The sequence below is a fragment of the Ureibacillus sp. FSL W8-0352 genome (assembly GCF_038004345.1).
Classification (GTDB): Bacteria; Bacillota; Bacilli; order Bacillales_A; family Planococcaceae; genus Ureibacillus; species Ureibacillus thermosphaericus.
Window position 1 is genome coordinate 1,767,535 of the sequence record NZ_JBBOQT010000001.1, and the last position, 13,301, is coordinate 1,780,835.

Below are 13,301 nucleotides of genomic sequence, written 5' to 3' on the forward strand. Positions count from 1 at the left end.
CTTGTTAACTGTTTCATAATTTATTTATGGCTAGTATTTTTTTATATTCCGATAAATGAATGTTAATTCAAGAATTATTTAACAAAATTAATAGGTCTTTAACCTGATAATTCTTTCAATGGTTTTGATTTAACCAAAAAACCATCTTTGTATGCAGAAATTCAATTGTTATGCATTATTGCATCGGTTATTGTAATTTGAAATTATTTATAATGCCCTGTTAAATGAGCTAGCAATATTCATCTCTATTCGATACTTTGCCACTGTTCGTCTGGAAATACTTATTCCCTCATTATTGAGTTGGATTGCTAATTGTTCATCGCTTAAAGGTTTTCTTTTATTCTCTTGTTCTATTAATTCCTTTATCCGTTTTTTAATAAATATAATTGAATCTGATTTTCCTGATGAACTTATAATTCCTTTTGAAAATAATGACTGAAAACTATATATGCCATGGGGAGTCTGCAGATATTTTCCTTTAACCATTCGACTAATCGTAGAAATATGGACTTTTAGATGATCTGCTATATCTTTTAATCTCATAGGTTTTAATCCTGCTATTCCTTGTTCAAAGAAGTCAGGTTGAATCTCTAATAGCAACCGAACAAATTCATAGATTGTTTTATTACGCTTTTCGATTCCTAATAAAATTGCTTTTGCATCTTTCAAATAACGTTTTAAAAATTGCTTGTTATCTGTTTGTTGTTTTAACAATTCCACATATTCTTCATTGATTTGAACCGCAGGCAAATTCTTTTGAATCACTTGAATAGCCCATTCTCCACCTGCACGGTATACTTCAATATCCGGAACAATATAATGAATGGCTGTTTCTTTAAAACCAGCAGGAATTGGTTTTAGATTTTTTATAAATGCAACAGCTTGCTGAATTTCTGATAAAGATTCGCTGTATTTTTTCGCTACCTGTTTAAGTTTATTTTCCGCAACTAAGTGCAAATCATTTTTTATAATCTCTTTTATGAATGGGGGCACATTGGGAAATCGGTTCGTTTGAATCAATAAATACTCAATGTAATTACGTGCTCCAACTCCGACAGGCTCAAGCGTCTGAAGCAATTGGATGATCTCTTCAACATGAGCTGAAGTCGTATGAAATTTTTCAGCTACATCAGCTATTTCAACATCTAAAAATAAACGGTCATCTAAAGAACAAATTAAAAATTTTAATATTTTTACATCCAAATCACTTAGAGGAACCGCTAGTGGAATTTGCTCAATGAAAAATTGTTCAAAATTCTCTTGAACTCTTGCGCTGTGCTCAATAAAATCCCAATGATTTTCTTCGCTCGAAAAGGATGGAGAGATTTTTTCTTTGATATAAGAGGTTTCCAAGAGCTTCTGAAAACTATTATTTTCACTATCTAAAGTAAGCAATGGGTTCTCATTTGCTTTTTCAATTAAATATTGTTCCAACTCCAAACTGGACATTTGCAAGATTTCCAAACTTTGAATTTGATCTAATCGCAGAGTTTTCATTAATCTATTTTCCAATTTTACTTGCATTTGCATTGTGTTCCCCCCATTTTTTAATCTCCATTTAATTTTTCCCTATAAAATTATTTATCTACATGAAAGAGAAAAAATAACAAAATTGTTAGAATTTTTTATATCTTTATTGACACCTTAAAAAACTATGATTATATTTGTAATACGATAATGATTACCGTAATACGGTAAAATAAGGAGGATGATGTCATGTTTCGATTGCCAACAGTACAATTTACGCAGGAACAAGAAACGTTTCGTTTAGAAGTCCGCAAATTCCTGCAAGAGCATGTTAAAAAAGGAACCTTTACCCCAAAATGCGATTCCTGGTTGAGCGGTGTCGATCCTTCATTCTCAAAACTCATCGGTGAACAAGGCTGGATTGGCATGACGTGGCCAAAAAAATATGGAGGTCAGGAGAGGAGCACTATTGATCGCTATATTTTAACGGAAGAGTTTTTAGCAAGTGGAGCACCTGTTGCAGCCCATTGGTTTGCGGATCGTCAAACGGGGCCATTGCTACTTCGTTACGGTACAGAAGAACAAAGGCAATTTTTCCTGCCAAAAATCGCCCGAGGGGAATGCTACTTTGCCATTGGTTTAAGTGAACCAAACAGTGGTTCGGATTTGGCTTCGGTTCGTACACGGGCAGAAAAGGTAGAGGGTGGTTGGATTGTGAACGGTCAGAAAATTTGGACAAGCAACGCCCACGTATGTCATTACATGGTGACTCTTGTACGCACAAGTCCATTTGATGGAAAAAACAAACATGCGGGATTGAGCCAACTGATTATCGATTTACATGCAGAAGGAGTATCAATAGTTCCGATTAAATTTTTAACAGGTGAACATCATTTCAACGAAGTATTTTTCGATAATGTGTTTGTTCCAGACAATATGGTTGTAGGCCAGATTGGAAATGGATGGGAGCAAGGCTTGGCAGAACTTGCATTTGAGCGAAGTGGTCCGGAACGTATTTTAAGTACGTATCTCCTAATAGACGAATTGATTCAAGAATTAAAGCTTCAGGACAATAAAGAAGGATTAAAACAAGCAACAAAACTTCTTTCCCGTTTATGGAGCCTGAGGAATTTATCCATTGGAGTTGCAAAATTATTGGAATCCGGCGATGGAAAAAACGTTGCCATACCTGCATCTTTAGTAAAGGCAATCGGTACTAAGTTTGAACAAAGCGTTCCTGAGGTTGCACGACTGCTCGTTGAAACCTATCCAAAACTGGATGCAGAGAGAAAATTTGACCGCTATATGGCTCAGTCCATTTTACATTCACCCGGTTTTACAATCCGCGGTGGTACAACAGAAATTCTCTACGGTATGTTGGCGAAAGGGGTTGTGGCGAAATGAGCGAAATGAAAGAGATGATTTTAGATGTTGCGGAACGCATGTTGGAAGATCGTGTTACAAAAGACGTAGTGGATGTGCTTGAAAAAGGTGATTGGTCAAAAGATACTTGGACATTATTTGTAGAAAACGGTATGGTCTCCGTTGCCCTTTCAGAAAAACATGGCGGTGCTGGAGGAGACTTAGAGGACCTTCTAAATCTTGTACGTTTAACAGGTAAATATGCTGCACCCATTCCTTTTGCAGAAACAACATTTGCCAACTTCATACTTGAAACCAGCAATCTGACAGTAGTTGATAAAATTGCGACTTACTCCCTTCAAGATGGATTTATTTCTCAGAATAATCAAATTAATGGTGTATTGCACAACGTTCCTTGGGCAAGACATGCCAAATATCTAGTAGCCCTTGTACAAAGCAATCAAGGGGTGCATGTTGCACTAATCGATTTGGCTAATGCTACGATACAGCCAAGCACTAACTTGGCAAGCGAGCCACGGGATACAGTCATATTGAATAATGCGCAAGCACACTCTTCAGCCGTTTTATCAGATGAACAAATTTTCTATTTCAAAACAATCGAAACTGCATTTAAAATCGCTTTAATGACGGGGGCCATTGAAAAAATCAATGAGTTATCTGTCCAATATTCAAAAGAACGGGAACAATTTGGACGCCCAATTCACCGCTTCCAGTTGGTGCAATACCAAATCGCACAATTAGCTGGGGAAACCGCCATTACAATTGCTGCATTCAATAACGTTTGTGCCGCTATTCAATCACAAAAATTATTGCATGAAGTTGCATATGCGCGCATCCGTTTTGAAGACGCAATTTCAACAGTTGCTTCCGTTTCCCATCAATTGCATGCTGCAATTGGTACGACACATGAACATGCATTACACCAATACACTCGACGTTTATGGGCTTGGCGGGATGAAGGAACAAATGCGGATTTTTGGAGTGAACATATTGCCGACTATTTATTGAATCGTGATACTGAATTGTGGGCTTATCTCACAAAAACAGCTCAAACAGTTGTAAAAAAATAATATTTCTCAATTGAGTAAATTTAAGAAAAGCCGTGCTTTCGGGACGTTTTACTGCACTTTCCTCCATTGTTTCATTGGAAAGATATCAGTAAACATCCCGTATCACCTTCCCCTTTCACCTTTTGAAATTTTTTGACTCAGATATTTTTTTAATAACGAAACTTAGCAGAAAGATAGAACAAGAATTTTAAAGGAGAGATTTTTTATGGCTGATTTAATTTTTGAAGTAGAAAATCATATTGCTACGATTACATTAAATCGTCCTGAAAGCTATAACGCTTTTAGCGAAGAAATGATTGCCAATTGGATAAAAGCACTGGAAACAGTAAGAGATGATGATTCGATACGAGTGGTCATTGTAAAAGGAAACGGAAAAGCGTTTTGTGCTGGGGGCGATGTGAAAGCCATGCAAGCCGGAGAAGGTTTTTTCAAAAGCAAGGAGGACATCTCTTCCACCGGATTGGCACGTAAAAATTCACTATGGAAGAAAATTCAACGAATTCCTTTGCTTTTGGAAGAAATCGATAAACCTGTGATTGCACAAATACACGGCTTTGCAATGGGAGCTGGACTGGATATGGCATTAATGTGTGACATTCGAATTGCTGCAGTCTCAACAAAGTTATCGGAAAGCTATATAAACGTTGCCATTGTGCCAGGAGATGGTGGTGCATATTATTTACCGAAACTTGTTGGCATCGACAAAGCATTGGATATGTTTTGGACCGCAAGGATTTTTACAGCTGAGGAAGCAAAAGAATTGGGATTCGTAACCTTTGTTGTAGATGATAATGAACTTGAACAATTTACCCGCTCGTATGCAGAAAAGCTTGCAAATGGACCGCAAACAGCCATTCGTTTTATTAAACGGGCAGTTTATCAAAGCCAAAAAATGGATTTACGCTCAGCGCTTGACTACATTTCATCTCAAATGGCCATTGTGACAGAACTTGATGACTTTAAAGAAGGCGTAGATGCAGTAGTCAATAAGCGTAAACCTTTTTATAAATAAGACAACTATTCGGGTGCAATATAGATGTAGTAATGAAAAAAGAAGCCGAATGATATATAACTTCATCAAGTATAGGGAAACATGCAGTACGTAAATTCTCTGGAAAGTAAATTTAGAGAGGAGAATTGAATATGCAACAGCCTCTACAAAATATAAAAGTCATAGATTTATCCCGAGTTTATGCTGCACCAGCAGGCTCTATGATTTTAGGCGATTTAGGTGCAGAAGTCATCCGCATCGAGCATCCAAAAGGCATGGACAGCATGCGTGATTGGGGTCCATTCATAAATGGACAAAGCACCTACTACCTTTGTGCCAACCGCAATAAACTCTCCATCACGCTTGATTTAAAAACGGATGAAGGGAAAGAACAATTAAAAAACTTAATTAAAGATGCAGATGTTTTATTAGAAAACTTCAAAACTGGCGATATGCAGCGGATGGGGCTTCATTACGAAGAACTAAAAAAAATCAATCCCCGCCTCATCCATTGTGCAGTAACAGGATTCGGCCAAACTGGTCCTCTCGCACATATGCCTGGATTCGATCCAGTCATTCAAGCAATGAGCGGTTTAATGGACGTTACAGGGCAACCGGATGGCGAGCCGACAAAAGTCGGGGTGCCTATTGCCGATATTTTAACTTCTCTATATGTTGTCATTGGCGTATTATCAGCATTGCGCATGCGTGACATGACTGGAGAAGGACAATTTATCGATCTTTCCCTGCTTGATGTGCAAATTAGCAGCCTTGCAAATGTTGCAAGTGCCTATATTAATAACGGATTCATTTCTAAACGTTTAGGCAACCTTCATAATAATGTCGCTCCATATCAAGTTTTCAATTGTGCAGATGGTCCATTGATGATTTGTGCAGGTACAAATGACCAGTTCCGTAAACTATGTAAAATGCTTGGCCACGAAGAATGGGTGGAAGATGAACGTTTCTTAACGAATTCCCTGCGCAAAAAACATGAATCGATTCTTAGCCAAATGATATCTGAAATTACGCTTACTAAAACACGGGATGAATGGATTCTCTTATTACATCAATATAAAATCCCTTGCGGAAAAGTGCATACCATTGCTGAAGCTCTTGAGCAGCCTCAAGTAAAAGCTCGCAACTTAATTGGAGAACTCGAACATCCTCAATATGGCAAAGTCAAATTCATTAAAAATCCATTGCAATTTTCGGGCTTAAATATCCAATATAAACTTGCACCTCCATTGCTTGGCGAACATTCCGATAAGTATTTGGAACAACCAATAAATTTTAAACAGTCATAAAACACTTTCGTTAATATGAAACAACTTAAATATTCTTATATAATAGTGGAATAGCAAAAGAACTCATTTTGCATTTTCTCTTTAATGAAGTAGGTTTCCCGGACAAGTGTTAAACTAAAAAACTGCATGAAGTAGGTGTAAGAATTGGATAAAGTAACATATGAAAAAAACTATACAATCACATCGCTGCACAAAGCCATTCGAGTATTAAAAGCATTCTCAAATGATGAACCGAGTCTTTCCTTAACAGAACTCAGCAAAAAAACTGGAATAACCATCTCAAGTTTGCAACGCATTGTTTCTACCTTCGTTGTTGAAGGATTTTTGCATAAAAATGAGCAAACAAAGCGTTATCAACTCGGCCACTCATTATTATATTTAGGAAACTTAGTGAAACAAGAGTCGAGCTTAATTCTTGTAGCAGAACCCATTTTAAAACGTTTAAACGAAGAAACAAAAGAAAGTCTTTCACTTAATATCATCGATGGTTATGAACGAAGATGCATTTTAAATTTTGATTCATCATATCCACTTTCAACAAAAATGCTAGTAGGTGACACTTCCCCACTTTACGCAGGAGCATCATCAAAAACGCTGCTTGCATTTATGCCTAATTATAAGGATTATGTAAATAATGTTCAATTAGATAAGATTACTGAACATACCGTAAAAACAAAGGAACAGCTCCTGAAACAATTGGAACAAATTCGCGAGCAAGGCTATTGCATCAGCAACGGTGAAAGAGTTCGCGGAGCATGGTCCATATCTGTTCCCATTTTAAATGCAGCACAGGAATCCATTGCATCAATCAGCATAGTCATTCCAGTAATTCGATATACAGATTACAATGAAACAGAACTCATACAAAAAATGCAACAAGCCGCAAAAGAAATTGAAAATCAATTGTATTAGGTGCCAGGCACTTTTTGTACCTAGCACCTATTCATTCAACAAGAACCGTACATTTTCCTCATGGCACTTCTTTAAACTTCTTTTGTAACGATATGAATCAACTAAATGTTCATGTTCTGCATTGGACTGAATCACTTGTTTAAGGTTATTAATATATTTAAGGCTATCCTGTTTTCTTATTAGAATTTCTTCTGTGCTGCGAGCAACATGGCCATGCCCTGTAATTAAGAATTTAATTCGGTGAACCGATAAAATCGCTTCCGTTTTTTCTAATGTTTTCATATAGTCGGTTGAACTTGAATAAATAAATGGGAATTCTATATCGGATAAATAATCGCCTGCAATCCAAATCCCGAGAGGCTCAACAATTGCAAAGATGCCATCATCCGTATGTCCCTTCGCTTCATAAAAAGTGAGCGTGGTATTGCCGATTTTCAGTTGCTCGCCGTCTTTCTTCACAACAATATCCACATTGGGATAAACTACCGAAGTTTTTCGATCGATATAATACTCATCATCAAACGCCTTTACTTGTTCCAGAATCTCATTTGGATTTTTCAACTGAAAGGCTTCGCTAGCAATAACAATTGCTTCTGGAAATGCTCCAGCCCCCACGATGTGGTCCCAATCGGAATGAGTGATAATCAAATAAACAGGTCGGTTTCCTTTCATGCTTACTACATGCTCACGAATTTCATCCACTTCAGAAGGAAGCAGACATGGATCGACGACAATCACACAATCTTCAGTTTGAATAACAGTGGACGTAGTTTTATAAAGTTGGCTTTCGAATACGGTGAGGTGTTTGTCTTGATATTGAATCATATTGATCTCCTCTTTGTATTAATTTGTCACTATCGTAAACCCTCAATATTACCAATTTGAATCTCTTTCAATGATTGCTCTAAACAATATTCTAAGTCATTACGAGTACTGTATTTGTTACACTAAAAGTGAGCCACCATCGCAATTGAAAAATGAGCCACCTTATATAAAAATATTCCTAACTTTATAAAGTTAGGAGTGTATATTGAGGTGATTTCATTGGAGAAAAAACAGAAAGTCTTGATTGGATTTTATCAAGAAAATAAAAGTCAAAGACAAATTGCGAGGGAGCTTGGAATTTCCCGAAATACAGTAAAAAAATATATTGATGAAGATCTTGAGAAAAGAAAACTAGATATCCGGGAATTACCTATAACAGATAACTATATAACACCACCGACTTATAAAAAACGTCAGGGGAATAAACGTGCATTAACACCTACGGTTCAAAAGAAAATTCGAAAAATGTTAAAAGAAAACGAACGCAAACGCCAACATCAAATGCACAAACAACAATTAAAGATGGTTGATATCCATGAGAAGTTACTGAAAGAAGGATTTCAAATTAGTTATTCGACAGTTAGGAACTTTGTTAATCGTGAAGAAAAAAGAAAAAAAGAAGTATTTATTCGACAAAAGGCAATCGCAGGACATGAGATTGAATTTGATTGGGGAGAAGTGAAGCTATTTATCAATGAAACATTGCGTACACTTTCAATGGCTGTCTTCACACTTCCTTACAGTAATTATCGTTTAGCCTATTTGTATGAATCCGAAACAATGATTTGTGTACAAGATGCACATGTGAAGTGCATTCATGCTTTAGGTTTTGTACCAGAAGTTTTTACCTACGATAATATGCGAACAGTTGTAAAAAGATTTATTAGAAATGAACGAGAAATTACTGACGGTATGAAAAGTTTATCGATGCATTATCAATTTAAAATTCGATTGTGTCAACCACGAAAAGGAAATCAAAAGGGACATGTAGAGCGCAGTGTAGAATATGTTCGAAGAAAAGCATTTGCCCATCGTGACACATTTACAAGCTTAAAAGGTGCTCAAACTTATCTATCTGAGATTTTAATGGAGTTAAACAATTATCCGCATTATAAGAAAAAACAAACGCATCAAGATTTAATGTTAGAAGAGCGTGGTATACGAGAAATCAATACAGAACTGATTCCATTTGATGCATCCGAATTACATGAATTTAGAGTGGATAAATATAGCACGATTACTTATAGACAAAATCATTACTCTGTTCCAGAAGGGCATGTTGGAGAATGGGTGAAAGTAAAAGCAAGTGCAGAAAAAATACTCATTTTTAGTGATGAAGAATGTATCGCAACGCACAAGCGCTGTTGGCAGAGCCACCAATGGATTATGAATATTTACCATTATTTACGTACATTTGAAAAGAAAATAGGTGCATTGGCTCAAAGCGAGTGTTTGAGTCAAGCACCAACAAAAATAAAAAACATCTATCACAATTATTATATTGGAAATGAACGTGATTTTCTAGAATTATTAATCTACATGAAGGAACACGGAAATCTAGAAAGAGTTTTAAAAGCCATAGAACAATTAGAGAAGAACCAGTTGGTTCAAATAACCACAGATAAAATTATCTTTATAGCCAGTCAGGAAGATGGCGTTCCAATTACAACAAAAGAATCTAAAGATGAAGTCACCAGTCAATCACTAGAGAACCTTTCGGTTATCAGTACATTATTCGGATCAAATAAGACGGGGGTGCTTCATTGATGGACAAGCGACAAGAAATGATTCATATGTGTAAAGAACTTCGTTTACCAAGTATTCGAGCATTTATCCAAGAAGAAGCTATGTGGAAAAATCATAAGACCGCTGAGGACTTTTTATATCACGCATTAATGCAAGAAATGCAAGATCGAGAAGTACGTGCCAAATCCAATCGGATTCGGTTAGCAAATTTTCCAGAAAAGAAACTACTAACAGAATTAGAGATTGAGAGATTACCGCAAAATGCGGCCTCTCGACTCCCTCAATTAAAGACATTGGATTTCATTAAAGAAAAACAAAATGTTTTATTAATTGAGTTAATTTCATAATTCTCACCCCTTGATTTTCAAGGGATTCAAGACAATAAAAAATGGGTACCTCCCCAAATTTCGTTATAATGGTAGGTAACCAAACAAACCATACGAAAGAGGTGAGTACCCTATGACTATTGTAAAACAAATTTCTCTTTTTGACATCCATCAATTATTAGAAATGGAAAGTTCCCATCGTTATGATGCCATTTTTAGTGTGATTGACATTCAACCTATTTTTCAATTGTTTTCTAAAAAGACATTGAAAGGTGCACCACGTGAATTGAATTATGGTGCAATGGTTCAATCGCTGATTATACGTATTGTCGAACGTATTCCAACTATCAAGGATTTAGTCAAACGTTTGGTCCATGATCCTTTATTTCGTTTCGACTGTGGATTCCTTGTGTCTGATGTCGTACCATCTGAAAGCTCTTATTCACGCATGATTCAAGTCATTAGTGAATCAGATGTGCTAGATAAAATGAACGATACACTCATCAAAACAGCGATGTTGGAAGGCTTTCTAAATGATGAACATGTCGCCATCGATGCGAGTCACTTTGAAGCTCGTGATGCTTTCACACCATCAGAAAAGAAAGCACCTAAAACTCCTAAAAAACGTGGTCGTAAAACTAAAGCTGAACGAGCTGTTTGGTTAGCCGAACAAGTAGAGAAAAAAGGAAATCAATCAACCTATGAAAAAGAACTGAAAGAACAGCTGGATATCCCATTAGAAACCCTTTGGAAGGATGTACCGATTGAGCCAAAATGGGGTGTGAAAAAGAATAGTAAAGGAAAAAATACATTCTGGTTTGGTTATAAAGCACATTTAGCTGTTTCGACGAAAAGTCAATATATCATCACTCGTTTGATGTCCTCAGGTAATTTAAGTGATTGTAAAGCTGCGATTCCATTATTGAAAAAACTTCATCACTTAGGAAACGGTCAATTTACAATCGCTATATTTGATGCTGGTTATGATGTTGAACCTATTTACCGTCAAGCCGTATCACAGTCCATGCGAGTCGTGATTCCTTACAACGTTCGCCGAGAAGGAGAATATATAGGATTCGATGAACATTTTCGTCCAACCTGTGTGCGTGAACATAGTTACCAATATGACAGCTTTGACGCTAAGTACAATACATTAAAATTCACACGTCCAAAGGAATGTGCAACTTGCCCATTACGAGAAGACACCCTTTGCCAAAAAGTTTTCAAAATCAAATGTGATATAGATATCCGTAAATTTACCTATCCAGCACGTGGGACAGAACGATGGAAACAGCTTTATCAAGAACGTACAGCAGTCGAACGCGTTAACGCTTATTTAAAGGAATACTTTCAATTAAACAATGTCCGTCATCGTACAGGAAAGAAAGCAAAAATGCATTTCAATCTGGTGACGTTAATTTATAATACCTGCAAACTAGCAGTTGATCGAATCAATGCTTTATTACAGCAACAAAACCAAGTTGCATAATTAAAAAAAAACGAAGTTTTTAGTATAGGGGTACTCTATACTTCAGAAAAACTATGATTTATGAAATTGATTCAATTGGTTCACCAGGAACAGGGAAAACCCATATTGCGATTGGTCTAGGTATTGAAGCTTGTTTAGCTGGCTATAAAGTGTATTTTACAACAGTTGCCTCTCTTGTGAATCAATTAAAAGAGAGCCGTTCCGAAAGAACATTACGTTCATTTGAATTGAAATTTGAGAAATATGATTTAGTAATTATTGATGAACTTGGGTACATTTCATTTGATAAAGAAGGAGCTGAATTACTCTTTACTCACCTCTCTTTAAGAGCAGGACGAGCATCCACTATCGTTACAAGCAATTTATCATTTGAACGTTGGGAAGAAGTATTCCATGATCCAGTTTTAACAGCAGCGTTAACGGACAGACTGACCCATCGAGCCTATATGATCGATATGGTTGGCCCGTCTTATCGAATATTAGACACAAAAGAATGGTTAGAAAAAAATCAAGTTTAGTGGCTCAGTTTTTAATTAATAATTGGCTCAATTTTCACTTGCGAAATACACTCGATATGACCTTCGACAGAAAGAGCTTTGTTTTGTTACGCAAACTCACTCAATCATACCTAGCCTTATATGAGGTTCGTGTTCCTCGGACCGGTGTTTTGCCTCCAGCTTCCTTCAGATTCCGCGTCACCACGGACACCCTTGCTCTTGGCTAACCTCTACTTCTGTCTTCGGGGTTCGGGACTTACACCCTATAGTTCATGTACATGCCGGGCGCACAAAAACTGTGGGATTGAACCCACAGTTAATTTTTTAATATTTCAATGAAATAATTTAGTTTGTCTATTGAAGTGATATTTTCATTACATTTCTGACTATCTTTACAAATATAATTTCCTCTATTCGTATACGATTCTTTTCCACTTTTTACATTCGCCATAAACAAACCAATTTCTTCATACCTGTTACATAAAGAACATATCCCTTTGTTTGTTACCTTAAATGTTCCTTCAATACCCATTAATTTGCCTTTATATTCTACAATAAGAAACTTTCTTCCTAACCCAATATCGTTCCAACCAAAATATGAAATTTGCTTAAGATCTAATTCCTCAAGGGAAGGAACTCTTAATTTTTTAATTTTAGGAAAGAGTTTTCTTATAGTTTTATCTGTTAAATTCGTAAACGGAATAACAAATTGTTTTAATACCTCAAGAAAATGCTTAGCTTGAGCTTCCTCTTCTATTTCAATAATATAATTAAAGTATTCTATTTGTTCATTACTTAACTCAGGAAACAAGTTTAGAATCTTATCTAGGGAATTCAATTTTAAAGCATTAAGCGTTTCCTTATCTTTAATAGACGAATATGCTGAAATAATATTCTTTAGTTCGTATTTAATAAAATTATATTGGTCATTTCTAATAAAAGGTTCAAATTTTGTTACATTATAATTTTCCATTCCTGACAGCTCCTTAATTAATTTAATAAAGAAATTAACGTTATATGCAAAGCTGTTTCAGAAATGGGATAGACCATAGGCGATTTAATTACAATCCACCCATGCAAAGTATCGCCATTTCAACAACAGACTTCGCATGGGAAGTTCCAATTTCTGGCTGATAATTTATTTTATCTGCCATTAAATATCACCTCCAAACAATAATTGTATTATACAATATTTCGATGCTTCTATCGAATAAGAAGAAATAGAGAAATATCCACCACTTGAGATGTAAGATTTCTTTCTTTTATATATTGTGTAAAAAGTAGGATT

At 36.0% G+C, this 13,301-nt stretch carries 11 protein-coding genes and 1 pseudogene; 9 read left to right on the plus strand and 3 right to left on the minus strand.

Annotated elements, in window-relative coordinates:
- Positions 1-207: 207 nt before the first annotated feature.
- Positions 208-1,530 (minus strand): RNA polymerase factor sigma-54, encoded by a 1,323-nt coding sequence (rpoN, locus tag NST98_RS09015; RefSeq protein ID WP_340714971.1) that lies wholly within the window; start codon positions 1,528-1,530, stop codon positions 208-210.
- Positions 1,531-1,716: 186 nt separating this feature from the next.
- Between rpoN and NST98_RS09020 the strand changes: the two genes are divergently transcribed.
- The 5 genes from NST98_RS09020 (at position 1,717) to NST98_RS09040 (ending at position 7,130) form a co-directional block, all read left to right on the plus strand.
- Positions 1,717-2,871, plus strand: a complete 1,155-nt coding sequence (locus NST98_RS09020; protein WP_016839092.1) for an acyl-CoA dehydrogenase family protein — start codon at positions 1,717-1,719, stop codon at positions 2,869-2,871.
- Positions 2,868-3,920, plus strand: a complete 1,053-nt coding sequence (locus NST98_RS09025; RefSeq protein WP_340714972.1) for an acyl-CoA dehydrogenase family protein — start codon at positions 2,868-2,870, stop codon at positions 3,918-3,920. Before NST98_RS09020 ends, NST98_RS09025 begins: the two co-directional genes overlap by 4 nt.
- Before the next feature lie 205 nt (positions 3,921-4,125).
- Complete coding sequence (locus NST98_RS09030; RefSeq protein ID WP_016839094.1) at positions 4,126-4,932, plus strand: enoyl-CoA hydratase/isomerase family protein; 807 nt, start codon at positions 4,126-4,128, stop codon at positions 4,930-4,932.
- Positions 4,933-5,063: 131 nt separating this feature from the next.
- Positions 5,064-6,218, plus strand: coding sequence for a CaiB/BaiF CoA transferase family protein (locus NST98_RS09035; RefSeq protein WP_340714973.1), 1,155 nt, complete (start codon positions 5,064-5,066; stop codon positions 6,216-6,218).
- 144 nt (positions 6,219-6,362) lie between these two features.
- Complete coding sequence (locus NST98_RS09040) at positions 6,363-7,130, plus strand: IclR family transcriptional regulator (RefSeq protein ID WP_016839096.1); 768 nt, start codon at positions 6,363-6,365, stop codon at positions 7,128-7,130.
- 27 nt (positions 7,131-7,157) lie between these two features.
- Here the strand turns inward: NST98_RS09040 and NST98_RS09045 are convergent, their stop codons facing one another.
- Positions 7,158-7,955: an MBL fold metallo-hydrolase gene (locus NST98_RS09045; RefSeq protein ID WP_340714974.1), complete on the minus strand. Its 798-nt coding sequence runs from the start codon at positions 7,953-7,955 to the stop codon at positions 7,158-7,160.
- A gap of 219 nt (positions 7,956-8,174) precedes the next feature.
- Here NST98_RS09045 and istA point away from each other — a divergent pair, with 219 nt between their 5' ends.
- From istA to NST98_RS09065, 4 genes and pseudogenes are all read left to right on the plus strand, one after another.
- Positions 8,175-9,722: an IS21 family transposase gene (gene istA / locus NST98_RS09050; RefSeq protein WP_340714975.1), complete on the plus strand. Its 1,548-nt coding sequence runs from the start codon at positions 8,175-8,177 to the stop codon at positions 9,720-9,722.
- Positions 9,722-10,048, plus strand: a complete 327-nt coding sequence (locus NST98_RS09055; protein WP_340714976.1) for an ATP-binding protein — start codon at positions 9,722-9,724, stop codon at positions 10,046-10,048. The genes istA and NST98_RS09055 overlap by 1 nt, the downstream gene beginning before the upstream one ends.
- A 112-nt stretch (positions 10,049-10,160) precedes the next feature.
- Entirely contained in the window at positions 10,161-11,516 is a 1,356-nt protein-coding gene (locus NST98_RS09060) for a transposase (RefSeq protein WP_340714835.1), read from the plus strand.
- Between the two features lie 77 nt (positions 11,517-11,593).
- Positions 11,594-12,034 (plus strand): annotated as a pseudogene (locus tag NST98_RS09065) (ATP-binding protein); the annotation flags it as partial.
- Positions 12,035-12,329: 295 nt separating this feature from the next.
- Here the strand turns inward: NST98_RS09065 and NST98_RS09070 are convergent.
- Entirely contained in the window at positions 12,330-12,986 is a 657-nt protein-coding gene (locus NST98_RS09070) for a FusB/FusC family EF-G-binding protein (RefSeq protein WP_096552145.1), read from the minus strand.
- Between the last annotated feature and the right edge of the window lie 315 nt (positions 12,987-13,301).